Source organism: Sphingomonas sp. SP4 (genome assembly GCF_058313375.1).
In genome coordinates this window covers 855,991-880,966 of the sequence record NZ_JBZFLE010000002.1, presented here as the reverse complement: position 1 = coordinate 880,966, position 24,976 = coordinate 855,991, and the positions used below count along the sequence as shown (strand labels likewise).

At 62.4% G+C, this 24,976-nt stretch carries 25 protein-coding genes; 11 read left to right on the top strand and 14 right to left on the bottom strand.

The features are described from left to right. Window positions 1–2: 2 nt before the first annotated feature. Together AC4GYV_RS13790 and AC4GYV_RS13785 are read left to right on the top strand one after the other, a co-directional pair. Window positions 3–911 carry a tetratricopeptide repeat protein gene (locus AC4GYV_RS13790; protein WP_491101613.1) on the top strand — a complete coding sequence of 303 codons (909 nt, stop codon included), beginning with the start codon at window positions 3–5 and terminating at the stop codon, window positions 909–911. Then, window positions 908–1,543 carry an LON peptidase substrate-binding domain-containing protein gene (locus AC4GYV_RS13785; RefSeq protein ID WP_491101270.1) on the top strand — a complete coding sequence of 212 codons (636 nt, stop codon included), beginning with the start codon at window positions 908–910 and terminating at the stop codon, window positions 1,541–1,543. Before AC4GYV_RS13790 ends, AC4GYV_RS13785 begins: the two co-directional genes overlap by 4 nt. Here AC4GYV_RS13785 and AC4GYV_RS13780 read toward each other — a convergent pair whose 3' ends face one another. Further along, entirely contained in the window at window positions 1,544–2,758 is a 1,215-nt protein-coding gene (locus AC4GYV_RS13780) for a UbiH/UbiF/VisC/COQ6 family ubiquinone biosynthesis hydroxylase (protein ID WP_491101269.1), read from the bottom strand. It lies immediately after the preceding gene. Window positions 2,759–2,861: 103 nt separating this feature from the next. On the opposite strand from AC4GYV_RS13780, the gene AC4GYV_RS13775 reads away from it, so the two are divergent. The 4 genes from AC4GYV_RS13775 to ribA all read left to right on the top strand — a co-directional run bounded on the left by AC4GYV_RS13775 (window position 2,862) and on the right by ribA (window position 7,931). Next, window positions 2,862–5,186, top strand: a complete 2,325-nt coding sequence (locus AC4GYV_RS13775) for an FtsK/SpoIIIE family DNA translocase (protein ID WP_491101268.1) — start codon at window positions 2,862–2,864, stop codon at window positions 5,184–5,186. 86 nt (window positions 5,187–5,272) lie between these two features. Continuing rightward, on the top strand, window positions 5,273–5,872 hold the full coding sequence (locus AC4GYV_RS13770) for a LolA family protein (protein ID WP_491101267.1): 600 nt from the start codon (window positions 5,273–5,275) through the stop codon (window positions 5,870–5,872). 209 nt (window positions 5,873–6,081) lie between these two features. Beyond that, the gene (locus tag AC4GYV_RS13765) at window positions 6,082–6,876 is read left to right on the top strand and encodes an exodeoxyribonuclease III (RefSeq protein WP_491101266.1); all 795 of its coding nucleotides are present in this window, start codon (window positions 6,082–6,084) and stop codon (window positions 6,874–6,876) included. Next, window positions 6,873–7,931 carry a GTP cyclohydrolase II gene (gene ribA / locus AC4GYV_RS13760; protein ID WP_491101265.1) on the top strand — a complete coding sequence of 353 codons (1,059 nt, stop codon included), beginning with the start codon at window positions 6,873–6,875 and terminating at the stop codon, window positions 7,929–7,931. Before AC4GYV_RS13765 ends, ribA begins: the two co-directional genes overlap by 4 nt. Here the strand turns inward: ribA and AC4GYV_RS13755 are convergent. Together AC4GYV_RS13755 and AC4GYV_RS13750 are read right to left on the bottom strand one after the other, a co-directional pair. Beyond that, window positions 7,923–8,594 (bottom strand): HAD family hydrolase, encoded by a 672-nt coding sequence (locus AC4GYV_RS13755; protein ID WP_491101264.1) that lies wholly within the window; start codon window positions 8,592–8,594, stop codon window positions 7,923–7,925. The two genes, ribA and AC4GYV_RS13755, sit on opposite strands and share 9 nt — an antisense overlap. Further along, entirely contained in the window at window positions 8,587–9,243 is a 657-nt protein-coding gene (locus AC4GYV_RS13750) for a YggS family pyridoxal phosphate-dependent enzyme (protein WP_491101263.1), read from the bottom strand. Before AC4GYV_RS13750 ends, AC4GYV_RS13755 begins: the two co-directional genes overlap by 8 nt. A gap of 62 nt (window positions 9,244–9,305) precedes the next feature. Between AC4GYV_RS13750 and AC4GYV_RS13745 the strand changes: the two genes are divergently transcribed. After that, window positions 9,306–9,806, top strand: a complete 501-nt coding sequence (locus AC4GYV_RS13745; protein WP_491101262.1) for a thiamine phosphate synthase — start codon at window positions 9,306–9,308, stop codon at window positions 9,804–9,806. Window positions 9,807–9,809: 3 nt separating this feature from the next. Here the strand turns inward: AC4GYV_RS13745 and AC4GYV_RS13740 are convergent, their stop codons facing one another. Continuing rightward, complete coding sequence (locus tag AC4GYV_RS13740) at window positions 9,810–10,541, bottom strand: porin (RefSeq protein ID WP_491101261.1); 732 nt, start codon at window positions 10,539–10,541, stop codon at window positions 9,810–9,812. Between the two features lie 183 nt (window positions 10,542–10,724). On the opposite strand from AC4GYV_RS13740, the gene AC4GYV_RS13735 reads away from it, so the two are divergent. Genes AC4GYV_RS13735 through holA form a run of 4 tightly spaced genes read left to right on the top strand, consistent with a single transcriptional unit; the run spans window position 10,725 to window position 15,199 of the window. After that, window positions 10,725–11,159 carry a DUF3576 domain-containing protein gene (locus tag AC4GYV_RS13735; RefSeq protein ID WP_491101260.1) on the top strand — a complete coding sequence of 145 codons (435 nt, stop codon included), beginning with the start codon at window positions 10,725–10,727 and terminating at the stop codon, window positions 11,157–11,159. Window positions 11,160–11,169: 10 nt separating this feature from the next. Then, window positions 11,170–13,689, top strand: a complete 2,520-nt coding sequence (gene leuS, locus AC4GYV_RS13730) for a leucine--tRNA ligase (RefSeq protein WP_491101259.1) — start codon at window positions 11,170–11,172, stop codon at window positions 13,687–13,689. Next, a complete protein-coding gene (lptE, locus tag AC4GYV_RS13725; protein ID WP_491101258.1) occupies window positions 13,686–14,186 on the top strand; it encodes an LPS assembly lipoprotein LptE in 501 nt (166 codons plus the stop codon). Before leuS ends, lptE begins: the two co-directional genes overlap by 4 nt. Beyond that, complete coding sequence (holA, locus tag AC4GYV_RS13720) at window positions 14,183–15,199, top strand: DNA polymerase III subunit delta (protein ID WP_491101257.1); 1,017 nt, start codon at window positions 14,183–14,185, stop codon at window positions 15,197–15,199. The genes lptE and holA overlap by 4 nt, the downstream gene beginning before the upstream one ends. Window position 15,200: 1 nt before the next feature. Here the strand turns inward: holA and AC4GYV_RS13715 are convergent, their stop codons facing one another. The 10 genes from AC4GYV_RS13715 to hemE form a co-directional block, all read right to left on the bottom strand. Next, window positions 15,201–16,097: a ParB/RepB/Spo0J family partition protein gene (locus AC4GYV_RS13715; protein WP_491101256.1), complete on the bottom strand. Its 897-nt coding sequence runs from the start codon at window positions 16,095–16,097 to the stop codon at window positions 15,201–15,203. After that, entirely contained in the window at window positions 16,094–16,873 is a 780-nt protein-coding gene (locus AC4GYV_RS13710; RefSeq protein WP_491101255.1) for a ParA family protein, read from the bottom strand. The genes AC4GYV_RS13715 and AC4GYV_RS13710 overlap by 4 nt, the downstream gene beginning before the upstream one ends. After that, window positions 16,873–17,481 (bottom strand): 16S rRNA (guanine(527)-N(7))-methyltransferase RsmG, encoded by a 609-nt coding sequence (rsmG, locus tag AC4GYV_RS13705; protein WP_491101254.1) that lies wholly within the window; start codon window positions 17,479–17,481, stop codon window positions 16,873–16,875. Before rsmG ends, AC4GYV_RS13710 begins: the two co-directional genes overlap by 1 nt. Further along, a complete protein-coding gene (mnmG, locus tag AC4GYV_RS13700) occupies window positions 17,478–19,157 on the bottom strand; it encodes a tRNA uridine-5-carboxymethylaminomethyl(34) synthesis enzyme MnmG (protein ID WP_491101253.1) in 1,680 nt (559 codons plus the stop codon). The genes rsmG and mnmG overlap by 4 nt, the downstream gene beginning before the upstream one ends. A 43-nt stretch (window positions 19,158–19,200) precedes the next feature. Then, window positions 19,201–20,475 carry a tRNA uridine-5-carboxymethylaminomethyl(34) synthesis GTPase MnmE gene (gene mnmE / locus AC4GYV_RS13695; protein WP_491101252.1) on the bottom strand — a complete coding sequence of 425 codons (1,275 nt, stop codon included), beginning with the start codon at window positions 20,473–20,475 and terminating at the stop codon, window positions 19,201–19,203. A gap of 4 nt (window positions 20,476–20,479) precedes the next feature. Further along, on the bottom strand, window positions 20,480–21,124 hold the full coding sequence (locus AC4GYV_RS13690; protein ID WP_491101251.1) for a TerC family protein: 645 nt from the start codon (window positions 21,122–21,124) through the stop codon (window positions 20,480–20,482). 9 nt (window positions 21,125–21,133) lie between these two features. Continuing rightward, window positions 21,134–21,802, bottom strand: coding sequence for a YjbE family putative metal transport protein (locus AC4GYV_RS13685; protein WP_491101250.1), 669 nt, complete (start codon window positions 21,800–21,802; stop codon window positions 21,134–21,136). 4 nt (window positions 21,803–21,806) lie between these two features. Then, window positions 21,807–23,063 (bottom strand): transcription termination factor Rho, encoded by a 1,257-nt coding sequence (gene rho, locus AC4GYV_RS13680; protein ID WP_491101249.1) that lies wholly within the window; start codon window positions 23,061–23,063, stop codon window positions 21,807–21,809. A 202-nt stretch (window positions 23,064–23,265) separates the two neighbouring features. Further along, a complete protein-coding gene (locus tag AC4GYV_RS13675) occupies window positions 23,266–23,718 on the bottom strand; it encodes a CopD family protein (RefSeq protein ID WP_491101248.1) in 453 nt (150 codons plus the stop codon). Then, entirely contained in the window at window positions 23,718–24,728 is a 1,011-nt protein-coding gene (gene hemE / locus AC4GYV_RS13670; RefSeq protein ID WP_491101612.1) for a uroporphyrinogen decarboxylase, read from the bottom strand. Before hemE ends, AC4GYV_RS13675 begins: the two co-directional genes overlap by 1 nt. Window positions 24,729–24,976 lie beyond the last annotated feature (248 nt).

Here is a 24,976-nt window from a genome sequence, read left to right as displayed (position 1 = left end):
GCGTGGCGACTCTGGGTTTGAGCGAAGCCGAACGTGAATCGATCGAGCGGTTCGAGCAGGAGGTGATCAACCCCTCCATGACCGCGCTCGTCATCCTCGATTTCTGGGCGGAATGGTGCGGGCCTTGTAAGCAGCTCTCTCCGGTCCTCGACAAGATCGCGGCGGACTATGCCGATAAGGGCGTGAAGCTCGCGAAGATCGACGTCGACAAGGACAAGCTGCTCGCCTCTCAATTCCGCATCCAGTCGATCCCGACCGTCTACGCGCTCTACCAGGGCCAGCCGGTTGCGGACCTGACCAACTATCGCAGCGAATCGCAGCTAAAGCGCGTGCTGGATGAGCTGCTCAAGCAGCTGAAGATCGAGCCGGAAGGCCAAACGCCGCAGGCGGAGATCGAGCCGTTGCTGGCGATGGGCGAACAGATACTCGCCGACGGCGATGCGCCGCGGGCAGTTTCAATCTTCCGCCAGATTACGGAGCTGGCTCCGGAGAATGCTGACGCGATCGGCGGCCTCGCGCGCAGCTTGATTGCCGCCAACGAAACGGATGAGGCACGGAGAATCGTAGACAGCGTCCGTGCCGAACTCGCGAGCAAGCCTGAGATCTCCCGGGCCAAGGCAGCCCTCGAGGTTGCCTCCGCGGCACCCGCTGCGGACACGAGCGCCTTCGAAAAACGACTTGCCTCCAATCCGGACGACCACGAGGCCCGATTCGAGCTTGCCTCAGCCAAGATGGCCTCAGGCGATCGCGACGCGGCCGCCGATGCGCTGCTCGAAATCGTCAGCCGAGACCGTGAATGGAACGAGGGCGCAGCGCGGAAGCGCTTTCTTCAGTTGCTTGAGGCACAAGGCCTCGAAGACCCCTGGTCGAGCGCCCAGCGCCGCCGTCTGTCGGCGGTGCTGTTTACGTGACCCGCAAGATCCGGATTCCTATCTTTCCACTTCCCGGCGCAATCCTCTTTCCGCGCTCGCAATTGCCGCTGCACATTTTCGAACCGCGCTATCGTGAGATGGTCCGCGATGCGATCGACGGTGCCGGCCGCATCGGCATGATCCAGCCGCACCGCCTCGACGACGACAATCAGGCGCCCCTCTATGGTGTCGGATGCGTCGGTGAAGTCGTTGGCATCGAGGAGCTGGAAGATGGCCGCTTCAACATCGTGCTGCTCGGGATCAATCGCTTCCGGTACATCCAGGACCTTGAAACCGACGCGACTTATCGCTGCGCCGAGGTCAATATCGAAGCCTTCGACGACGAGGAACCGGCGGCGCTTTCAATCGTCCAGCGCGCCGAAGTCGAGCGTGAGGCGCGGCGTCTCGGTGATGCCATGGGCCTCGCCGTGGACTGGGATGCGGTAAGCCGCCTCGACGACGAGATGCTGGTCAACGCCATCGCCCAGGTCGCGCCCTTCGACGTCGGCGCGAAGCAGGCGTTACTGGAGCAAGCGACCCTGGAAGAGCGAGCCGATCTGCTCGTGCAATTGATGCAATTCCACCGCGTCGCCGTGAACGGCGGGTCGGAAATCGAACCGACAATCCAGTAATTAGATCGACAACCCCCGGAGCAGCAGCGGGAGCTCGCCGCTCGTTCCGCGCGCTTCGTTCATCAGGCGGTCCTTGATCGGCGAGACACGCTCAATCACGCTCATGCCGAAACGGCGCACAGCCGAGGCCGTCTTGCCTCGAACGCCATAGACTCGCGTCAGGCTGTCGGTGGCGAAGGCAACAGAAAGCGCGTCGATCGAACGCCAGCGCTGATACCGGTCGAGCAATTGACGGTCGCCAATGTCGAGACCAAGCCGGCTGCCTTCGACAAGCACCTGCGTGAGCGCTGCGACGTCACGGAATCCAAGGTTCAGCCCCTGCCCCGCGATGGGGTGTATCGCATGCGCTGCATCCCCGACTAGCGCGAGCCGCTTCTCGGTGATCTGCGCGGCGTGATGGAAGCCGAGCGGGTACGAGGATCGGGGCGCGAGCAGTTCGATCTTGCCAAGGAAGCCGCCCATGGCCGCCTCCGCTTCAGCCGCGAAATGATCGTCGCTCAGCGACAGCCAGCCTGCGGCATCGTCTCGCGGTACCGACCAGACGATCGCCGAACGATGGCCGCCGGCATCGTCAGTCATCGGCAAAAGGGCAAACGGTCCGGTTGGATAGAAGATTTCGTAAGCAACCTGGTCGTGTGGCCGCTCATGTCGAAGAACCGAAACGATCGCCTGATGATCGTAACGCCAGCGCGCAACGCGGATGCCCGCCGCTTCACGCGTTGCTGAGTTCCGCCCATCGGCCGCCACCAGAAGCGGCGCCTGAAGCCGCCGCCCGTCCCCAAGCGACACGACGACGCCGTAATCCCCTCGATCGACCTCGGTGACGCGTGATTTCCACAAAAGCCAGATGCTCCGCCCCGCCTCCGCACGGGCCTGCAGCGCTGCGCGAAGGTTGCGGTTTTCATGCATCCAGCCGAGCGGCTCATCGTCCTCGGCCTCGAAATGCAGTCCGCCCGGCTTCAGCCCATCCGCGACGGCAATCGTCCGGATCGGACCGCCTGGCTCTGGGAAATGAGCCGCTACGCCGATGGTTTCGAGCATCCGCATCGAGCTGGATGAGACGGCGCTGGTGCGCCCGTCGAAGCTGGCCTCCTTACGCGGCGCTGGATCGGCGGGATCGACCACGATCGCAGAAAGACCGCTCGAATCCAGGGCGGATGCGAGCGCCAAGCCGATCAATCCGCCCCCGAAGATGATCACGTCCGAACGGTCCATCGGCGGGGCACTAGCCCGTTCGTCGCATTGACGCCACGACTTCGCTTGACCGCAGAGTCCGCGTGGGGGATTTTACGAGTGGGATTAGTACCGGGGGTTGGGAATGGCGACCGTAGCTGCGCGCGCGCCGAAGCGTGAATTAGCGCCTCATTGGCGAGACGCTCTGCGTGCCGCCGTGCATCGGCTTGCGATCCGCACATGGGGCGCGTTCCTGATCGGCGTCAGCGCTGCGGGCGCAGTCGCGCTTGCGACGCACAGCCCCACCGATCCGTCGCTCAGTACCGCTGCCGGCGGGCCACCAACCAACTGGTTGGGAAGCACGGGCGCTTATTTCAGCGACGCGCTACTCCTGCTGTTCGGTCTTGGCGCCGTCCTCCTTCTCCCCGTCATCGCGCTTGCCGGCCTTCGAATGCTCCGCCTACAGCCGGCCGGGCGGATCGGTCGGGCCCTTCTGCTCGCCGCCGTTGGGGCGATTTTGCTCGGCGTAGCCCTCGGCCTGACAAGCGCGTCGGCAGTCTCCGGGCTTCCTGCTGGATGGGGCGGCGCGCTCGGTCTCGGAATCGCGCATGGCGTGGATTGGACGATCGGTCTGATCCCCAATCCGATGATCTCCGGCCCAACTCGTCTGACCGTGCTTCTACTGTTCGGCCTCGCCGGCTTGGCTGTGGGCTATTTCGCGCTCGGTCTAAACGATGATGAGAAGGGTTGGGTCGGCGGTTTGTGGCGGCGTGCACCTCGCGAGCGGCGTGCAGCTCCGCGCAAGACTGAGATTGCCGAGGAGCGTGCCGTAGCCGCTACGCCACCGAAGGCGAAGCCAGCGGTCGCGGTCGCCGAATCACATCGTCCGGTGATTGCTGCGGGCCGCGACAAGGTTCGGAAGCCCTCGTCACAACCCAGCCTCGCCCTCGGCGATAGCTATCAGCTGCCGACAATCGACCTTTTGGCAGCGCCACCGACCGAGAAAGGCAAACAGCAAATCGACCGTGTGGGCCTCGAGCGAAACGCACGCCTTCTCGAAACCGTGCTCGAGGACTTCAACGTGCGCGGGGACATCGTCGAGGTTCGCCCGGGCCCAGTCGTCACTATGTACGAGCTCGAACCGGCCAGTGGCATCAAGGCGAGCCGCGTCATTGCTCTGGCCGACGACATCGCCCGGAACATGTCGGCTCTCTCGGCCCGTGTGGCCACCATCCCGGGCCGCAGCGTCATCGGCATCGAGCTTCCCAACCCGAAGCGCGAAACCGTAAGCCTGTCGGAGCTAATCGGAAGCCAGGCCTTCGAAGATCAGAACATGGCCCTGCCGCTGATTCTCGGAAAGAACATCTCCGGCGATCCCGTCATCGCGGACCTCGCGCCAATGCCGCACTTGCTCGTGGCGGGCACGACAGGATCGGGCAAATCGGTCGGTCTCAACTGTATGATCCTGTCGCTCCTGTATCGGTATGGGCCCGATCAGGTGAAGATGATCATGATCGATCCGAAGATGCTGGAACTCAGCATCTACGACGACATTCCGCATCTTCTCGCTCCGGTCGTGACCGAGCCGCCCAAGGCGATCCGCGCGCTCAAATGGGCGGTAGAGCAGATGGAGGAGCGCTATCGCATGATGGCAAACCTCGGCGTCCGTGCACTTCCGAGCTTCAACGCCAAGGTGCGCGAGGCGAAAGCCAAGGGCTCCAAGCTCGGACGGCGAGTCCAGACTGGCTACGATGCCGACACGGGCCAGCCGCTCTACGAAGTCGAAGAGCTGGAGTACGAAGTCCTGCCGCAGATCGTCGTCGTTGTAGACGAGCTCGCGGACCTGATGATGACCGCCGGCAAGGAGGTCGAGTTCCTGATCCAGCGGCTTGCCCAGAAAGCGCGTGCGGCCGGCATCCACCTGATCATGGCGACGCAGCGGCCGTCGGTCGACGTCATCACCGGCGTCATCAAGGCGAACTTGCCGACCCGCATCAGCTTTCAGGTCACGAGCAAGATCGACAGCCGCACGATCCTCGGCGAACAGGGGGCGGAGCAGCTGCTGGGCAAGGGCGACATGCTCTACATGCCAGGCGGCAAGCAGATCATCCGCGTCCACGGGCCATTCGTCAGCGACGAGGAAGTCCGCGCAGTTGCCGAGCATTGGCGGCGGCAGGGCGCGCCTGAATATGTCCAGGCCGTCACGGAGGAGCCCGAAGACGGCGGATACCTGTTCGACGGACAGCCGACCGGCGAAGACGATCCCGACACGCAGCTGTTCCGCAAGGCGGTTCAGATCGTTGCCGAAAGCCAGAAGGCGTCGACCTCCTACCTGCAGCGGCAGCTGCGCGTCGGCTACAACAGCGCTGCTCGGCTGATTGAACGGATGGAGAAGGAGGGACTCGTGGGTCAGCCGGACCATGTCGGCCGGCGCGAGGTGCTGATCGATCCTGACGGACACCCAATCTGAGGCTGAATGGAACGGAACCGCAAGGTTCAGTCCGCATTCAAAGCGCAAACGCCAGTTCGAGGCGCAAGATTTCCGGGAGCTTTGAAATGAACGTCACGACGAGCATTGTGCGCGCCTTCACGGTCGCGGCCATCGTCGCCGCTGCACCGGTCGCCGCCGCCGATTCGCCTGATCTCGCCAAGTTGAAGTCGCACATCGGCGCCGTCCAGACGATGACCGCCAATTTCGTGCAGACCGACGCGCGGGGCCGTTCAGCGGCCGGTACTATGCAACTCAAGCGTCCCGGCAAGGTGCGCTTCCAATACGGCAGCGGCGATCTCCTGCTCGTCGCTGACGGGCGCAACCTCAACTTCATGGACTATCAGGTCGGGCAGAAGTCGAGCTGGCCGCTCAACAAGACACCCCTCGGCGCGCTTCTGTCGAGTTCACCCGACTTCAATGGCAAGGCGCAGGTGCTGCCGAGCGACAATCCGCGCGTGGTGGTCGCTCGCGCGAAGAACAGCAGCTACGGCCAGCTCACGCTCGCCTTCCTGCGCAGCCCCTCGGCGCCGGGTGGCCTTCAGCTCTACGGCTGGACCGCAATCGACCCGCAGGGCAAGCGCACGACGGTCAAGCTCTCCGACGTTCGCTACAATGTCGCTGTGCCCGAAAGCGCGTTCACCTACGCCCAGCCGAAGAAGCGCTAGGATGAAAAAAGTTTCACTTTGCGACGCGTTCATAGAAACGACAGGCATCAAGTCCTAAATAGGCTTTCGATTCTGCAACTTGCCCTGGGTTTCCCCCTGTTACCGGGGTCTGCAGGATCCCTTGCGTGACGAACGCTAGGCGGCCCTCGCTCCAAGCCCCCGGAGCGGGGGCCTTTTTCATATCCGTGCGGGCAGGCTAAGCGGCGTTCGTGGAAAAACGCCTGAAGATTGCATCCTGGAACATCAACTCGGTTCGGGCTCGGACCGGATTAGTCGAACGTCTAATCCAAGAGCAGCAGCCGGACATCGTGTGCCTTCAGGAAACGAAGGTGCTCGACAGCATTTTCCCAGCCGACCTGTTCGAGCGCCACGGATACAAGCACCGCCTCCTCAACGGTCAGCGCATGCATCACGGCGTTGCGATCCTGAGCCGCGTCCCGCTCAAGGATCATGGCAAGCACGATTGGCAGGACAATGGCGAGGCCCGGCACGTCGGAGCGCGTCTCGAATGCGGAATTCGCATCGAAAACGTCTACGTCCCGGCCGGCGGCGACATTCCCGATCGCGAGCAAAATCCGAAGTTCGGTCAGAAGCTCGATTTCATCGGTCGCATGACGAAATGGTCGGAGGGCTTGCAAGAGCCCACGATCATCGTCGGCGACTTCAACGTCGCGCCACTGGAGTGCGACGTCTGGAGTCATAAGGCGCTGCTGACCGTCGTCAGCCACACGCCCATCGAGGTCGAGGCGCTCACACGTCTTCGCGATGCGCACGACTGGATCGACATCGGGCGCAAGTTTGTGCCCGCCCCGGCGCGCAACTTCACCTGGTGGAGCTATCGCTCGCCCGACTGGACCAAGAACGACCGCGGCAGGCGGCTGGACCATATGTGGGCTTCGCCCGAGCTCGTGAGTCACCTAGCGAGCCACACCGTCCTCGAACCTTGCCGCGCGTGGGAACGGCCATCGGACCACGTTCCCCTCATCTGCGAGATCGACGTTTGACCGCTGAGCCTTCCATCCGCCGAGCGATCGCTGCCCTTCGCGGCGGTCGGCCGGTGCGGATCGAGGGCGCACAGCCGATCGCAGTGCTGGCAGTGGAGACCGCTACACCGGAGTTGCTCGACATTGTCGACCCGAAGCACGAGGCGCAGCTGCTGATCAGCGGCGAGCGAGCAGCCGCGCTTTCGCTCGCCAACCTTCGAGATGCGGCAGACCCGGTCGAGCCAGTGCTAATCGAACGGACGGAGTGGCTCGACGCCGAGTCAGCGCTCGCTCTTGCAGATCCCGGCCGCGATCTCGATCGCGGACCGATTGGCCCGCTTCACCCGGTCCCGCTCGACTGTTCGCAGGCGGCCCGCGGCGCTCTGACATTGGCCCGATCGGCGGGCTTGCTGCCGGCCCTTTGGATCGTCCCTGCCGACAGCGTAGCCGTTAGCGTCTCCGCCGGCCAGATCACCCGCGAAGACCGCAGGCCGGAAGTCGAGATTGTCGCCCGGGCCAAGCTTCCGCTCGAGGATCTCCCCGCGACCCAGATCGTCGCCTTTCGCGCTTCGGATGATGGCCAGGAGCATGTCGCGCTGCTCATCGGTGCGCCCGGCGGTAAGCCGCCGCTCGTCCGCCTTCACAGCGAATGCCTCACCGGAGACGTCTTCGGCTCGCTCAAATGCGACTGTGGTCCCCAACTGAAGGAGGCGCTCCGGATCATCGGCGCATCTGGCGGCGGAGTCCTCCTTTATCTGCGGCAGGAAGGTCGCGGTATCGGCCTAGCCAACAAGCTGCGCGCCTACGCCCTGCAGGACCGAGGGCTCGACACCGTCGACGCGAATCGCCGCTTGGGCTTTGGCGACGACGAACGCGACTACGGCCACGCCGCAGCGATGCTTCGTACGCTTGGCATCGATGAGGTTCGGCTGCTCACGAACAACCCGAACAAGGTCGCAGGCCTTGAAACCGCGGGTATTCGCGTCACTGAACGCGTGCCCCACCACATGCCCGCCAATCCGCACAACGCCGACTATCTCGCGACCAAGCGCAAGAAGAGCGGTCACCTAGACTAAGCTCAACAGCCGCCTGACATCATCGAAGTCGTAGGCGATCTCCTGGACGCCAAGGTCGCGAAGCATTTCGCCATGATCGTCGAGGCAGTGCGAGCCGGCCGCCAAACCGATCACCCGCGCGCCTGACCTCAGGGCCCCGACCACTCCGACCGGCGAATCCTCGATGATCACGCAGCGGTCGATAGGAACCTCGAGTTGCTTGGCGGCATAGAGATAGATGTCCGGCTCGGGCTTGCCGCGCTCGACATGCTCGTGGCCGCTGTAGACGTGCGACCCGAAAGCGTCGGTCAGCCCGAGATGATCAAGGTGGCCGTAAAGCCATCGCGTCGAGCTGGAGGACGCAACCGCCTTGGGCAGGTTTGCCGGCAATGCCCGGACGAAATCGACCGCGCCGACCACGGCCTCAATTCCCTCGCGCAGAGCCTCGCGGCTTTTTTCCTTCATCTGGTTGTGGAATTCCTGTGGCAGCGTCGCGCCGATCCGCTGCTCGATTGCCGCGATGAAGTCCTTGCCTGCGAGCCCGACATAGTTGCGCAGCGTATCCTCGACGCTGTGGCGATGCCCAAGGTCCGTAAGAAGCGTCGCAAGCTGGCGGTTACCCTCGAACTCGCTTTCGAGAAGGACGCCATCGAAGTCGAAGATGAGTGCGTTGGGCCTAGGCATCTTCGAACAACGCCGTTCCGACCCGCACCGCGGTCGCGCCAAGCATTACCGCCTGCTTGAAATCTGCTGACATTCCCATGCTGTAGCCCGTGCCGTCATGGCGTCGCCCAAGCTTGACGAGGAGTGCAAAATAGGGAGCGGGCTCGACGCCGATTGGCGGAATGCACATCAGCCCTGCAAGCGGCAGTGGTGACTGACGGACTGCACCGACCAAGTCGCCGACTTCCGAAATTGCACATCCGCCTTTCTGCGCCTCCTCGCCGATATTTACCTGCACGTAGACGGCAGGAAATCGCCTCGCCTTCTCGGCCTCGGCGACCAGCGTCTCGAGCAGCGACCGGCGATCGAGCGAGTGGATCACATCGAACAGCCGGACGGCCTCCGGCGCCTTGTTCGACTGCAGCCGGCCGATTCCGTGAAGCCGCACTTCGGGACGTCGCGCGAGGAGCTCGGGCCATTTAGTCAGCGCCTCTTGCACTCGGCTTTCGCCAAAGTCGCGCTGACCAGCCTCGATCAACGGGAGGATCTCGTCGACGGTGCGACCTTTGCTGACAGCGATGAGCTGCACGTCGGCGGGACCACGCCTCGCCACTTTGGCAGCGGCGGCGATCTCCTCGAGAATCATGTGGCGTCGCTCGGCACCGGTCATCGCGCGCGGCTATAGGAAGCAGCATGACTGGCCGCCAGAGACCTTGGCCACGTGAGTGGCTGATGACCGACGAACGCATGGATGATCGCCTGTGGAGCGCGATCGATCGCCTCACCGACAAGCATGCCGGCATCGTTTTCCGCCATTACTCGCTGCCGCCAGAGTCGCGGGAAATGCTTGCGTGCCGGGTGTCGGACATCGCCCGGCAGCGTGGTTTCACGCTGGCAGTCGCGGGCGACGCAGATCTGGCGGTGCGCTTGGGTGCGGTCCTGGTCCACAATCCGGCAGAGATTCCTTGCCCACTGCCCTTCTCAAGATCGGTGCACAGCATCGACGAAGCCGAGATCGCTCGCGCCGATGGAGCGGTCCTGGTTTTCGTCTCCCCCGTCCATCGCACGAGTTCGCATCCTGGGCAGAAGGCGCTTGGGAAACCGCTGGCGGTCAGAATTGCGAAAGCTGCCGGAGTGCCGGCAATCGCACTCGGCGGAATGGACGCGCGAAGATTTGCGGGCCTGAGTGGCGAAGGCTTCTACGGTTGGGCTGGAATAGACGCCTGGCTTTGAGCGTCAGAACTTGAAGGCAGTTCCGACGTAGACGGCCTGGCTGTCGCGGCGCGCGTCGGACAAGGCGGATACCCGATCCTTCTCGACGTTGTAGCGAACCCCACCGGTCACCGCGATCCGGCGGGTGAGGTCATAGGAAGCGCCAGCATCGACCGAGTAATTGTCACCCTTGCGAAGACCGGCAAGCGCATGGCCATCGGCACGGTCCGCACCCACGGCGACGCGGGTCGTCAGGCGCTTGTTGAGATTGTAGCTGACGCCGACCACCGCGGTCTCGCGCCCACCGAGCGCGCTGTTCGCCGATTCGACCTTCGCGACATCGCCGGAAACGGCGAAACGCTTCCAGCCCACGGCAACGCCGAGGTTATAGCTGGTCGGCTTCAGCGCATCGATCGCCTGGGTCGTGTTCGCTGCGCTTGCGAGGCTCACTGCAGCCGGAGCAGCAGTCCGGGCACGAATCGCTACGCGTACCTGCGACGGACGGCCCTTGGCCGGAGCAGGCGTGAATTTGAAATCGGTCAGGGCCATGCCCTTGCTGTTGCCAAGTGCGGCAGCAAGCTTCGGATCGGCATTGGCCGGAGTGAAGGATGAGATCGGGTCGAAGCTCAGCGAGATAGGCGCGGGCTTCTTCTTCGCCGTCGAGCCGGTCGCGGCGATCGCCGGGGACAGCACAAGGCCGCCAGCCGCTAACGCGGCCAGAAGCTTGGCTTCCTTGCGATGGACGACCTTAAGCAAAGACGGACTCTCTCCCTGTTTCGGAGTCGATATAGTTTGGAATAGCTGTCCGTTCCATGACTCGAATCGATTCAGTTGACGCCTGTTGCTGACTCAACACAATTTCTGCGCCGCGGAGGGACACCTTGCTCGTAAAGAGCCAGCATCTATAACGCCGCGACCGATAGTTCCCGAGGATATTCGATGACTCGCTTGCATAAGACTGCCGCTGTTTTGCTGGTTCTGGCATTCGCCAGCTCGGGATGCGCAAGGAACAGGAATGTCCCCCACGGCCAGGCGCCGTCGCGTCTGACCACGATTGGCGTGAACAGCTATCTGTGGCGTGCCGCGCTCGATACAGTTTCGTTTGCTCCGCTGCTTCAGGCCAACCCGAACAGCGGCGTGATCATCACCGACTGGTACTCCAATCCGCGCGCGCCGGGCGAGCGGGTCAAATTGACGGTCACCATCCTGGACCAGGACCTGCGCGCCGATGCGCTGCGCGTTTCGGCTTCGCGTGAAGTGAACCAGAACGGCGCGTGGGTTCCGGCCACAGTTTCGGCGGCCACGGTCCAAAAGCTCGAAGACATCATCCTGACCCGCGCTCGCGACCTCCGCCGCGTCGCCGTTCCGGGCTGATTCGCCCGACATGAGCAGCCGGTTCAACGCGGCTGAGGCCGACCGCCGCTGGCAGGCGCGCTGGGAGGAGCAGGGAAGCTTCGCTGCCGACAGCGCGAGTCCCAAGCCGAAGACCTACGTGCTTGAGATGTTTCCCTATCCGTCGGGGCGCATCCACATGGGCCATGTGCGCAATTACACGATGGGCGACGTGATTGCCCGATATCGGCGGATGCAGGGCCATGAAGTGCTTCACCCCATGGGATGGGATGCTTTCGGAATGCCGGCCGAAAATGCTGCGATGGAACGCGGTGTGCACCCGGGCGAATGGACCTGGGCAAACATCGCAACAATGCGGGATCAGCTGAAGCGGATCGGCTTTGCTCTAGACTGGAGCCGAGAGCTCGCGACCTGCGACCCTGCTTATTACGGCCACGAGCAGTCGCTCTTTCTCGATTTGTTCAACGCAGGACTGGTCTATCGCAAGGAGAGCGAGGTCAATTGGGACCCGGTCGACATGACCGTGCTCGCCAACGAGCAGGTGATCGACGGCAGAGGCTGGCGCTCAGGCGCGGTGGTCGAGCGACGCAAGCTCAACCAGTGGTTCCTCAAGATCACGCAGTTCGCAGACGAATTGCTTGAAGGTCTCGGGACGCTCGACAGATGGCCCGAGAAGGTCCGGCTGATGCAGGAGAACTGGATCGGTAAGAGCCGCGGTCTTCAGTTCCGCTTCCGCCTGGCGGAGCAGATCAACGGAATCAGCGATGTCGAGGTCTTCACGACGCGGCCCGACACGATCTTCGGCGCGAGCTTCGTAGCGGTGGCTGCCGATCACCGGCTTGCCCAAGCTGCAGCTGCCGCTGATGCGAAGGCGGCAGAGTTCATCGCTGAGTGTCGCGCGGGCGGAACCAGCGCCGCCGAGATCGAGACTGCCGAGAAGAAAGGCTATCGGACTGCAATCGAGACGGTCCATCCACTCGACCCGGAGTGGCGTCTCCCAGTCTACATCGCGAACTTCGTACTGATGGACTACGGAACGGGAGCAATCTTCGGCGTTCCCGGCCACGATCAGCGCGATTTTGAGTTCGCGAAGCAATATCAATTACCGATTCGGCGCGTCGTTGCGGCAAATACGCATCTCGCCTCAGAGCCGATCGGCGACGAGGCGGAGAAGGAGCACGGCGTTGCCGTCAACTCGCAGTTTCTCGACGGCCTCACGACGGAGAAAGCGGCGGCGGAAGTGATTCGCCGGGCCGAGCAGGCCGGCTGGGGCAAGGGAACGACTGCCTATCGCCTCCGCGATTGGGGCGTCTCCCGTCAGCGTTACTGGGGCACGCCGATCCCGATCATTCATTGCCCCACTTGTGGTGCAGTGCCGGTGCCGCGAGACCAGCTTCCAGTGGTTCTTCCCGACGACGTGGACTTCAAAACGCCGGGCAATCCGTTGGACCGCCATCCCACGTGGAAGCGCGTCGACTGCCCCAGTTGTGGCGGTGCCGCGACGAGAGAGACGGACACGCTCGACACGTTCGTCGACTCGAGTTGGTACTTCATCCGCTTCGCTAGCCAGCCCAAAGATCGGCCGTTCGATGCTGCCGAAGCCGCCGCCTGGCTTCCGGTCGCTCAATATATCGGCGGCGTAGAGCACGCGATCCTGCACTTGTTGTACGCCCGTTTCTGGACGCGCGCGCTGGAGCACCTGGGCGAAATCGGCATCTCCGAACCGTTCAAAGGCCTATTCACCCAGGGGATGGTTACGCACGAGACCTATCGCGCCGGAGACGGCAGCTGGCTGAGCCCCGACGAGGTCCGCAAGGACGGCGACGACTGGGTTCACATTGAAAGCGGTCAGCCGGTCACGACCGGCCGCGTCGAGAAGATGTCCAAGTCGAAGCGCAACACGATCGATCCTGAACCTATCCTCGCGAAGTACGGCGCGGATGCGGTGCGTTGGTTCATGCTGTCCGACAGTCCGCCGGAGCGCGACCTTGAATGGTCCGAAGGCGGGATTGAGGGCGCATCGCGCTTTGTGCAGCGCGTTTGGAAGCTCGCAAGCTCAGGCGCTGACGCGGCCGGCGAGGATCAGGATCTTGCCCGCAAGCTTCACCGAACCATCGCTGCGGTCGGCGAGGCGATCGAAGGTCTGCAGTTCAACAAGGCGATTGCGCAGCTCTACGAGCTTGTGACGGCGATCGAGAAGGCGAAGCCATCCGTGACGCGGACGGAAGCAATCCGCACGTTGATCCTGCTGGTCGCGCCGATGGCGCCGCACCTCGCAGAGGAGGCTTGGGCACTGCTCGGTAACGAAGAGCTGATCGCTGATGCAGCATGGCCCGCGTTCGATCCCGCTTTGCTTGTCGACGACCAGGTGACCCTGGCCGTGCAGGTCAATGGCAAGTTGCGCGATACGCTCACGGCGCCTCGCGGCCTCGACAAAGCTGCTGCAGAAGCGCTCGCGCTCGCTTCGGAGAAGGTGCAACGTCAACTCGAGGGCGCGGCACCGCGCAAGGTCATTGTGGTTCCCGACAGGCTGGTGAATATCGTCGCATGATGCGCCGCGCGGGCCTGATCGTCGCTATGCTGTTGCTGCCGTCGTGCGGGCTCCATCCGCTCTACGGTGGCGGCACAGACAGCGCCGCGGCTGCCGTTATGCGGTCGGTCGCAGTGGCTCCGATCCCTGGCCATCCGGGATGGCTGGTGCGCACAAAGTTGGTCGACCGATTGGGGCAGGCCGGTGAAGGCACTGCAACCTATCGGCTCGTCGTCACCCTGGACGACAACATCACCTCCTACGGACTTCGCCGGGACCAGGCAGCCACGCAGGAGCGGCGGACCCTTCGTGCCCGCTATCAGCTCGTCAACATGTCGAACGGAATGGTCGTGCTCGACGCGACTGCCGGTTCGGATACGTCGATCGATATCGTCAGTTCTCCATATGCGACGCTCGCGGCGGAACAGACCGGCCTGGAGTTGCTAGCGAACGAGGTGGCCGATCAGATTGTTTCGCGCCTGGCCGTCTATGCGGTGCGGACGCAGCAGGCGAAGTGAAGCTCTCCAAGCAGTCGATCGGCCGGGCCGTCGATCAACCTAACTCGGCGATCCGTTTCTATCTTTTCCACGGCCCTGACGATGCTCAATCGCGTGCATTGGGGCAGCGGCTCGTCCGTTCGCTTGGAGCCACGAAGTTTGCGGTTGCCTCCGGGACGGTAAAGTCGGACCCAGCCACATTAGCAGACGAAGCAGGTGCGATGAGCCTCTTCGGCGACTCTCGAGTCATATGGGTTGAACCTGCAGGTGACGAGATCGCCAGCGGTGTGGAGGCCCTGCTCGAGGCGACTTCGGTCGAGAGCCCTGTGGTCGCGATCGCCGGAGCGCTTCGCAAGACCTCTGCGCTTCTTAAGCTCGCCGAAGCTTCGCCGCATGCGGCCGCTTTCGCCGCCTACATGCCCGAAGGACAAGACGCCGAGCGCATGGTCGCAGAAGTGGGCCGCAGCTTCGGCCTCAAAGTGAGTCCAACCGTCGCTGCCCGGATTGCCGACTCTGCAGGCAACGATCAGGCGCTTGTGAGCCAGGAGCTGCAGAAGCTCGCCATCTATCTCGATGCGTCTCCGCAGACCCCGAAGGAGTTGGATCACGTCGCGATCGACGCGGTCGGGACAGATGCGGCGGAAGGCGACATGCTCCGTCTCGCCGACCTGGCGCTGAGCGGTGAAATCGATGAGCTTGCAGAAGAGCTATCGCGGCTGGTTCCCGGGGGCTCCGAGGCGATTCCGGTGGTTCGTTCACTGCAACGCAGACTTCTGATGCTGGCTCCAGCGAGAGCGCGGGTTGAGCAAGGTGAAAGCGCGGACGCCGTCATGACGTCATTAGGTAAGTCTTTGTTCTGGAAGGATAAGGCGATAGTTGGGCGAATGCTTGCACAGTGGAATGCAGAGCGTTTGGCCAAGGTAGCGGAGCGTGCTGGAAGGCTCGAACGCGGCCTGATGTTCGACCCGGCGCCGCAACAGGAAGCGCTTGGAGAAGAGCTGCTCGCGATCGCTCGCGAAGCTCGCCGACGCTAGGCTAAATCGGTTCGCCGGACAGTCGCTGGCACACCATGTCGAGCTGATCCAGGCTCGAGTAATGCAGCGTCACCGTCCCGCCCTGCCCTTTATGAGTCACCACGACCTTGAGGCCGAGGATGTCGCCCAGCTGGCGCTCCAGCGCGGCGAGGTCCGCGTCGACAGTCTTGGCGGCATTTCGAGCGCTGGCGCGGCCAATGTCGTGGCCAGGACCAATCTGCTTGGCTTGCTTCGCGCGATCTTCGGCCTGCCGGACGGACAGACCGCGCGCAACGATCTCCTGGGTCAGTGCCTCAGGATCTGGCGCTGCCGCAACCGCGCGGGCGTGTCCCATGCTAATCTCACCGTTGAGGAGTGACCGCCGAACAAACTCGGGAAGATCAAGTAGTCTCAACAGGTTAGCGACATGGCTGCGTGACTTGTGCACCAGCTTGGCGACATTGTCCTGGGTGTGGCCATGGCGATCGATGAGCTGCTTATAGCCCTCGGCTTCCTCGATTGCGTTCAGGTCCTCGCGCTGAATGTTTTCAATCAGCGCCAACTCGGCCATCGAAGCCTCGTCGATATCACGAACGATGGCTGGGATGACGTGGAGCCGGGCCTTTTGCGCTGCGCGCCAGCGACGCTCGCCGGCCACGATCTCGAAACCGTCGGCCACCGACCTCAACAAGATGGGCTGGAGGACTCCGCGTTCCGCAATGGAATCGGCGAGCTCGCTGATCGCTTCTTCGTCGAAGTGCATGCGCGGCTGGTTTGGGTTCGGCCGGATACGAGCAATCTCGACTTCACGGACGCCGCCCCGACCCTCGCCCGGTGCGTCCTGCGCTTGCGGCCGCTGGGCATCGCCAAGCAGCGCTGAAAGCCCCTTGCCTAACCCTCTATTGCGTTCGGTGCTCATGCGGCCTCCGCGACCTGCGGCAGCCGCGCGATCAGTTCCTTGGCCAAGCGCACGTAAGCTTCTGAGCCGGGACACTTCAGGTCATAGATCAACGCAGGCAGACCATGACTTGGCGCTTCCGAGAGTCGAACGTTGCGCGGGACGATGGTCTCGAAGACCACGGCGCCGAGGCACGCCCGAACGTCTTCAGCGACAGCCTGTGAAAGATTGTTGCGGCGGTCGAACATCGTCAGGGCAACACCAAGGATGGATAGCTCTGGGTTAAAAGCAGCGCGGATGCGCTCGACGGTCTGAAGAAGCTGGCTAAGCCCCTCGAGTGCGAAGAACTCGCACTGCAGGGGCACTAGCACGTTCCGCGCCGCCACCAGAGCGTTGACGGTCAGCAGCCCCAAGGACGGCGGACAGTCGATGAGGCAAATGTCCCAACGGGCCGAAGCTGCGGCCAGCGCTTTGTCGAGACGGTGAGCACGATCCTCGAGTGTGACCATTTCGACTTCTGCGCCCGACAGATCCACGGTAGCCGGGAGGAGATCAAGCCGGGGCACTCGCGTAGGCACCATCGCTTCGATGACCGACGCCGATCCGATTAGCACGTCGTAGCTGGAACGATGGCGTTCCGACGGTCCTACACCGAGCCCCGTGGACGCGTTACCCTGCGGATCAAGATCCACCAGAAGGACACGCCATCCGATTGCGGCAAGCGCCGTGGCAAGATTGATCGCCGTCGTCGTCTTGCCCACGCCACCCTTTTGGTTGGCCACCGCGATCCGGTTCATCACCTCTTCGCCCTCACCCCGCTACCGACCACGATTTTCGCTTCCGGGTCCGTAATGCTGTGTTCCACGTGAAACACACCTTGCCATGAGCGCCTCGCCTCTTCCAGTTCGGATTGCGCACTGCGGCCCTTGGGAAGCACCCAAAGCGTCTTTCTTGTGGACAGATGGTCGCACATGCTGAGGAAACGCGAGAGGGATGCGACCGCCCGACCGGTGATCACGTCGAAATGGCCACGCACGCTCTCGGCCTTCGCTGATTCGACAGTTACGCGGAGTCCGAGGGTGGCAGCGACCGATTTCAGGAACTCCGCACGTAACCGCCGTGGTTCAACCAAAGTGATTGGCCCCTCCAAAAGGGAGGCCAATACAATGCCGGGAAGCCCAGCACCCGCCCCGATATCCGCCCAAGAAGCTCCTGGCCGCGGTTCGAATCTCGCCAGTTGCGCGGAGTCAATGATGTGACGATTCCACAGGTCGTCTAGCGTCGAGGCTGAGATCAGATTTTGCCGGCGTGCTTCAGCCCGGAGGAGTTCCGCGTATGTCTCAAGCCGCCTGAATGTTTCACGTGAAACAGGGCGCCCCGCAGCTTCCGAGAGTTGATCAATCACGCTGCGGCGCGACGACTAACGGCAACATAAACAGCGGAAAGAGCAGCTGGTGTAACGCCTGCAACACGCGATGCCTGGTCCAATGATTCTGGTCGCGCTGCATTCAGGCGCTCGGTCATCTCCGTCGAGAGACCAGGGACTGAGCCGTAATCAAACCCGAGGGGAATCCACACTCGAGAGTCGCGCTGGACGACTTCCCATTCCCGCTGCTGCCTCGCGACATATGGTGCGTAGAGCGCATCAGCACGGCCTTCCTCAGTCTCTACCCAAGCCGCACTCGATCGGTCAGCAAAGTGGATTTCGATTGCCTCTCGGCGCTTGGGAGAAACGCAATCTGCACTCAACGCGAGTTCCCCAAGGCGGCTCGTCGCATTGTCGGCGCGCAACGAAAGGCGATACTCAGCCCGGGCCGTCATCATGCGGTATGGCTCATTCACGCCTTGAAGCGTGAGGTCATCAATCATCACGCCGATATAGCTGGTACGGCGATCGAACCTGACCTCATCCAGATCTAGCGCGGAGGCAACGGCATTCAGACCAGCGGCCAAGCCCTGGGCTGCGGCTTCTTCGTAACCGGTGGTGCCGTTGATTTGGCCCGCGAGGAACAGGCCCGGGACGTCCCTCACCTCCAGGGTGCCATTTAGCCTACGGGGATCGACAAACTCATATTCCACCGCATAGCCCGGGCGAACGATCTTCACCCGCTCAAGACCCGCAATGCTGCGGACGAAATCCCGCTGCACATCCATGGGCAGGGAGGTCGATATGCCGTTGGGATAGACCAGGTGATCGCTCAGACCCTCTGGCTCGAGGAAGATCTGATGCGCATCGCGCTCAGCGAAGCGCTTCACCTTGTCCTCGATCGAAGGGCAGTATCGCGGACCCCGCCCTTCAATCGCCCCGGCGAAGAGCGGCGAGCGATCGAAGTTTGAAGCAATGATCTCGTGCGTACGTTCATTTGTCCGCGTGATCGCACAGCACAGTTGCGGCTGCTGAAACCCGCCATTCAGCGCCGACATCGTCCACGCCTCGGGATCACTCGGCTGCTCTTCAAGGCGTGACCAGTCAATGGTGCGTCCATCCAGCCTGGGCGGCGTACCGGTCTTGAGCCGCCCCTGTCCTAATCCGATCTCTCGGATCTGAGCCGCCAACGGCACCGAAGCACTCTCGCCCCGCCGCCCGCCAACGGTGATCTCATCACCCACAAACATGCGGGCATCGAGAAACGTCCCTGTCGCGACTATCAACGCCCGGCATGACAACGAGCCCGCGCTCGTCTCGAGGCCGGCTACTCGCCCCTTGCGGATGATCAGGCGCTTGGCCTCCGCAACGACCAGGTCGACCTGATTCTCGCGCAGGAGCTCGCCAATGGCTGCCCTATAAAGTTGGCGATCCGCCTGAAGGCGCGGACCCCAAACAGCAGGGCCTTTGCTCCTGTTGAGCATGCGCCGGTGGATAGCCGCTCGGTCGGCGGCTCGCGCCATTAGTCCATCGAAGACGTCCAGTTCGCGGACCAGGTGGCCCTTGCCGACCCCGCCAATCGACGGATTGCACGACATCTGCCCGGCGTCTTCAGTGCGAAAGGTTAGGAGGCCAACGCGCGCGCCACGACGTGCAGCCGCAGCTGCAGCTTCACAGCCAGCGTGACCCGCACCAATAACCAATACGTCGTACATCGGCTGCGCCTTACCGCATCAACGTTTCACGTGAAACACCCGGCTATTTGCCCAGACAAAAACGGCTGAAAAGTGCGTCCAGTAAAGCTTCGACCCCTGCTCTCCCGGTCAACCGGTCCAAGGCACCCCGCGCTCGACGCAATTGCTCAGCGACCAGCACGACGTCGGAGGTCGAAACCGCCTCCTGCATTGCGGTCGCCGCTTCAGTGACATGCTCCACTTGGCGCCGGTTCAAGGCAATAGCCCCCTCACCGGGGAGCACCCCACGGGCTAGCTCTCCGATCCGGCCCATTAGCGTGCGAATCCCCGCGCCAGTCACGGCCGAAACGGCAACAGATCCCGCGGGTGCACGAGCGCGCTCGGCGCGGTCACATTGGGCATGCACTCTAATGAGCCGATCGTGCGCAGGCGCATCGTCTGGCTCACCAAGCCAGACAAGGACATCTGAGCCACGCGCGAGCATCGAAGCACGCTCAACGCCGATGGACTCTACAATATCATCCGTCTCTCGCAATCCAGCCGTATCCGTGAGCAAGATCGGTATTCCATCCAACGAAAGTGGAATCTCGATATGGTCCCGCGTCGTTCCCGGCACATCGGTGACGATTGCCCGCTCATCTCCAGCTATCATATTGATAAGACTAGATTTTCCAGCGTTGGGTGGTCCGGCGATCACGACGCGGACACCGTCCTTCAGGGGTTCGGCACGCGGCCGCTCGAGCCAGGCGTGCAACTCCTCGGCCAATGCGGTGCAGGATGCGAGCAATTGCGGGTCGGTTTCGACATCATCCTCATCGTAGTCGATGGCCCGCTCAGCCCGGGCGGACAGATCGAGCACTTGCGCCTGCCATGAGCTGATTTGTTTCCTTAGTCCGCCCTCCGCCATCGCGAGCGCCGATTTGCGCTGAGCTTCGGTCTCGGCCTCGATTAGGTCAGCCAGCCCTTCCGCTTCCGTCAGATCGATCCGACCATTCTCGAAGGCCCGTCGCGTGAACTCCCCGGGCTGCGCCTGTCTTAAGCCCTCAAGCGAACCTAAAGCTGACAACAGGGCATCGACGATCGCGCGACCGCCATGGCATTGAAGTTCGAGTACATCCTCGCCCGTCGAGCTTGCAGGCCCGTCGAAGCGCAGGACGAGCGCCTCATCCAGCAAATCGCCTGTCTCCGGATGCCGCAATTCTCTCACTGAGGCAGTTCGCGCCTCCGGAAGCGAACCGGCCAAGCGCCTACCCGCGTCATGCGCTGCCGGTCCGCTGACACGGATGATCGAGACGGCCGCCGGTGGGCGCCCGCTCGACAAGGCGAAGATTGTGTCCATGCGCTTAGGTGAGGAGCGGCTTGATCACCGGAGCAACGTCGTGAGCGCCCTCCCAGATCATCTTCAGCGCAACCCAGAGGATCACCAGCAGCCCGCCCCAGCCAATCCAGCGATAGCGATCGATGTACCTGGCGATCACGTTGGCGGCCAAACCCATCAGAATCACCGAAAGGATGAGTCCGAACACAAGGATATAAGGGTGGTCGCGCGCGGCGCCCGCCACAGCAAGCACGTTGTCCAGGCTCATGCTGACGTCGGCCAAAGCAACGCCCCAGGCGGCCTGAGCGAAGCTCTTGGGCATTCGCACGCCCGAATGCTCGTCCCCAACGATTTCCGCAGACCCAGGATTCTCATGAGGATCACGCAGTTCGCGATACATGCGCCAGGCGACCCAGAGCAGCAGCAGACCGCCGGCGAACACGAGGCCCACGATCTGCAGAAGCTGCGTCACAACGAGAGCGAAGGCGATTCGCAGGACCAGCGCCGCGAGGACGCCGATCATGATAACCTTGCGGCGTTGTTCGGCAGGCAGTCCGGCAGCGAGTGCACCCACGACGATCGCATTGTCGCCCGCGAGCACGATGTCGATGAAGAGGATCTCGAAGAACGCTGTGATCGCGCTCGGCGTCAGATAGGCAGTGAGGTCCATCGACAGACCCTAGTCGAGGCTGAGCACGGTCCTCAAGCCCAGTACGTTCTCTCCGCCGACCCAGCCCTCGTAGATCATGTGGAGCGCTACCCAGAGAATGACCGCCAGGCCAATGTAATTGATCCAATGATAACGTTGGATGAGCTTCGCCACGTAATTGGCAGCGAACCCCATGAAGAGCACCGAGAAAGTCAGGCCGATGAAGAGTAGCGCCGGCTCGTTGCGTGCGATCGAGGCCACAAGCAGCACGTTGTCCAGGCTCATGCTGAGGTCCGCGATGGTGATCTGCACCGCCGCCTGGAAGAAAGTCTTGGTCCGTGGCGGCCCTTCGACTGCCGGCGTTTCCGGATCGTCACAGACGACGGTTTTCGCCGGGTGCAGCTCCCGGAACATGTTGTAGGCGACCCACAGCAGCAGGAACCCGCCGGCGAACACCAGCCCAGTGATCCGAAGCAGCTGCGTCGCGATCACCGCGAAGGTGACAAGGAAGACCAGCGCCATGCCGACGCCGAGCATCAATACCTTGCGCCGGTCCTTTGGTGGCAGGCCAGACGCCAGCGACCCCATGATGACGACATTGTCGCCCGCCATCGTGAGGTCGCCGATGATGATCTGGCCCAGCTTCGCGAGCCCGCTGGCGGTCAGGACCGCCCCAAAATTCAGGCTCGGAAAGACCATACGCTTACTGGTTCATGGACGCGAAGAAGTCCTCGTTAGACTTGGCGTCCTTCATCTTGTCGAGAAGGAACTGCATCGCGTCGACGGTACCCATCTGCATGAGGATGCGGCGCAGCACCCACATCTTGGTCAGCGTTCCCTGTTCGACCAGCAGCTCTTCCTTGCGGGTGCCAGACTTTCCGACATCCAGCGACGGGAAGATCCGCTTGTCGGCGACCTTGCGGTCGAGAACGATTTCGCTGTTACCGGTGCCCTTGAACTCTTCGAAGATGACTTCGTCCATCTTGGAGCCGGTGTCGATCAGCGCAGTTGCGATGATTGAGAGCGAACCGCCCTCCTCGATGTTGCGCGCCGCACCGAAGAAGCGCTTCGGACGCTGCAAGGCATTGGCATCGACACCGCCGGTCAGCACCTTGCCTGAGCTCGGCACAACCGTGTTATAGGCACGACCCAAGCGGGTGATCGAGTCCAGGAGGATGACGACATCCTTCTTGTGCTCGACCAGACGCTTGGCCTTTTCGATTACCATTTCGGCAACCTGGACGTGGCGCGACGCGGGCTCATCGAAAGTCGAGGAAATAACCTCGCCATTCACCGAGCGCTGCATGTCCGTAACTTCTTCGGGCCGTTCGTCGATGAGCAGCACGATGAGGATCACCTCGGGATTGTTGTCGGTGATCGCGCGCGCGATGTTCTGCAGCAACACCGTCTTACCGGTGCGCGGCGGCGCGACGATCAGCGCGCGCTGACCCTTGCCGAGCGGCGAAACGATGTCGATGACGCGCGCCGACTTGTCCTTGATAGTCGGGTCGAGCGTATCGAGCTTCAGCTTCTCGTCCGGATAGAGCGGCGTCAAATTGTCGAAATTGACACGGTGGCGGACGGTCTCGGGATCGTCGAAGTTGATCGACGTGACGCGGGTTAGAGCGAAATAGCGCTCGCCTTCCTTGGGACCGCGGATCTCACCCTCGACCGTGTCGCCGGTACGAAGACCAAAACGGCGGACGACCGACGGCGCGACATAGATATCGTCCGGGCCCGCGAGATAATTGGCTTCGGGCGACCGGAGGAAGCCGAAGCCGTCGTTCAGCACCTCGATCGTGCCTGCACCCATGATCTCGACGCCGTTTTCGGCCTGGACCTTAAGGATGGAGAACATGAGGTCCTGCTTGCGCATCGTCGACGCGCCTTCGACCCCCATCTCCTCAGCCATCGCGACGAGGTCGGCGGGTGTTTTCTTTTTCAAATCTTTCAAATGCATAGGTCGTTCTTTTCTTGGGGAAGAGTCTTCAACGGGAGATTCTGGGCTTCACGAAATCGAAAGCGCGTGCGGCAGGACGCCGCCTGTTGGACAACGGATTTCCGGTGAAGAATGGAACTGACCGGGGAGCCCGTCGTGATTCGAGGTATGTTCAGCCGGGACCTGTGTCAATCAGTCGCTGCGATGTGCAGCGCCAGACGGTTCAGAACGGGCGAACAATCACCAGCACGACGATGATCGCCGCAGCGATGCCGGGGATCTCGTTGATCATGCGAACAGCCTTGCCAGAAAGCGGCCGCTGACCGTTGGCGAGCTTCTTGCCATAGCCGACCAGCCAGCCTTGATAACCGCTCAGGGCGATCACCATGGCCAGCTTTGCGTGGAACCAGCCTTGGCTCCACGCATCCACGTTGAACGCGAGCATGAGACCCAGGACCCATACCAACAGCATCGCCGGCGTCAGGATGATTGAACGGACCCGAGCCTCGCGCTCGATCCAGGCGCGGTCCTCGGGCGAGCCCACTGCCGCTTCCTGATGATAAACGTAGAAGCGAGGCAGCAGAAACAAGCCGGCCATCCAGAAAATCACGAAGGTGACGTGGGCAGCCTTTACCCATGGATAGGCCAAGCCAAGGAAGCCTGTCAGGTGCGGCACTAATCCCCCTTCACGAGCGCGAGCAGCTCTTCGACGTGGGCGATCGGCGTGTCCTGCAAAATCCCGTGGCCCAGATTGAAGATGTGAGGACGCTCGGCGAATGCGTCAAGGATGCGGCTGACTGCGGACCGCAACGTCTCGCCGCCTGCGATCAGCGCCAACGGATCGAGATTGCCTTGGACGGGCAGGCTGGCCGGCAGTGTCTTCGCAGCCCAGACCGGATCGACCGTTTCGTCGAGCCCTAAGGCGGTCACTTCCGTCTCACGGGCATAAGCCGAGAGCTTGGCTCCTGCGCCCTTTGGAAAACCGATAATCGGAACGCCACGATGGCGTTTACGCAGTTCGGCGACGATACGGGAAGTCGGACCGATCACCCATTCCTCGAACTGCGCCGGTGAAAGGCTGCCCGCCCAGCTATCGAAAAGCTGCACAACTTCGGCACCCGCTTCAATTTGCCCCGACAGATATTCCAGAGTCACATTCTCGATGCGCTCTATGATTGCTCCAAACGCCCCAGGATCGGTGTAAGCGAAGCGGCGGGCCTCAGCCTGCTCTCGACTACCGTGCCCCGCCACCATGTATGTGGCGACCGTCCACGGGCTCCCAGCAAACCCTATGAGCGTCTTTGATGGGTCGAGTACCGCCCGGACCTTGGTCACGGTGGCGTAAATCGGCCCAAGCCGCGCGGTATATTCGGTCAGGTCGTCCAGGTTCGCATTGAGGAGCGGCGGCGTAAGCCGTGGTCCTTCGCCCGCGACAAAGGTCAAATTCTGCCCGATCGCGAATGGAACGATCAGAATATCCGAGAAGAGGATCGCGGCGTCGAGCTGCGGGAAGCGCTTTAACGGCTGAAGCGTGATCTCCGCCGCGGCGTCGCTGTCATAGACAAGATCGAGGAAGCCGCCCTTCTGCTCACGCAGCGCGCGATATTCCGGCAAGTACCTTCCTGCCTGGCGCATCATCCACATTGGCGGAGGGTCTCTCCGCTCACCACGGAGGACCGAAAGCATGGGCTTGTCCGCCTGGACGTTCACCTGTTCGCCAGGCTTCGAAGGCACCCCTTCTCTCCCTTTATATAAATATAGAATAAGATTGATGATGTAATTGGCTGCGGGATGGCGGGGTTTAGGCGGCGCTTCCGGAATTGCCAACATGGCCCCGGTGGCGCTTCTCTCGGAGACACCGCGAGTCGGGCGTTAATGCTCCCATGATTCACAGGCTGAGGATTGAATCTGTCCCCGTGGATGAATCTTTGAAC

What these genes read in the sequence shown, in the direction of transcription:
- AC4GYV_RS13780 (WP_491101269.1), bottom strand. Translation starts at nt 2,758, where the DNA reads ATGGACCGTTCGGACGTGATCATCTTCGGGGGCGGATTGATCGGCTTG.
- AC4GYV_RS13775 (WP_491101268.1), top strand. Translation starts at nt 2,862, where the DNA reads ATGGCGACCGTAGCTGCGCGCGCGCCGAAGCGTGAATTAGCGCCTCAT.
- AC4GYV_RS13770 (WP_491101267.1), top strand. Translation starts at nt 5,273, where the DNA reads ATGAACGTCACGACGAGCATTGTGCGCGCCTTCACGGTCGCGGCCATC.
- AC4GYV_RS13755 (WP_491101264.1), bottom strand. Translation starts at nt 8,594, where the DNA reads ATGCCTAGGCCCAACGCACTCATCTTCGACTTCGATGGCGTCCTTCTC.
- AC4GYV_RS13750 (WP_491101263.1), bottom strand. Translation starts at nt 9,243, where the DNA reads ATGACCGGTGCCGAGCGACGCCACATGATTCTCGAGGAGATCGCCGCC.
- AC4GYV_RS13745 (WP_491101262.1), top strand. Translation starts at nt 9,306, where the DNA reads ATGACCGACGAACGCATGGATGATCGCCTGTGGAGCGCGATCGATCGC.
- AC4GYV_RS13735 (WP_491101260.1), top strand. Translation starts at nt 10,725, where the DNA reads ATGACTCGCTTGCATAAGACTGCCGCTGTTTTGCTGGTTCTGGCATTC.
- leuS (WP_491101259.1), top strand. Translation starts at nt 11,170, where the DNA reads ATGAGCAGCCGGTTCAACGCGGCTGAGGCCGACCGCCGCTGGCAGGCG.
- lptE (WP_491101258.1), top strand. Translation starts at nt 13,686, where the DNA reads ATGATGCGCCGCGCGGGCCTGATCGTCGCTATGCTGTTGCTGCCGTCG.
- AC4GYV_RS13715 (WP_491101256.1), bottom strand. Translation starts at nt 16,097, where the DNA reads ATGAGCACCGAACGCAATAGAGGGTTAGGCAAGGGGCTTTCAGCGCTG.
- AC4GYV_RS13710 (WP_491101255.1), bottom strand. Translation starts at nt 16,873, where the DNA reads ATGAACCGGATCGCGGTGGCCAACCAAAAGGGTGGCGTGGGCAAGACG.
- mnmG (WP_491101253.1), bottom strand. Translation starts at nt 19,157, where the DNA reads ATGTACGACGTATTGGTTATTGGTGCGGGTCACGCTGGCTGTGAAGCT.
- mnmE (WP_491101252.1), bottom strand. Translation starts at nt 20,475, where the DNA reads ATGGACACAATCTTCGCCTTGTCGAGCGGGCGCCCACCGGCGGCCGTC.
- AC4GYV_RS13690 (WP_491101251.1), bottom strand. Translation starts at nt 21,124, where the DNA reads ATGGACCTCACTGCCTATCTGACGCCGAGCGCGATCACAGCGTTCTTC.
- AC4GYV_RS13685 (WP_491101250.1), bottom strand. Translation starts at nt 21,802, where the DNA reads ATGGTCTTTCCGAGCCTGAATTTTGGGGCGGTCCTGACCGCCAGCGGG.
- rho (WP_491101249.1), bottom strand. Translation starts at nt 23,063, where the DNA reads ATGCATTTGAAAGATTTGAAAAAGAAAACACCCGCCGACCTCGTCGCG.
- hemE (WP_491101612.1), bottom strand. Translation starts at nt 24,728, where the DNA reads ATGCTTTCGGTCCTCCGTGGTGAGCGGAGAGACCCTCCGCCAATGTGG.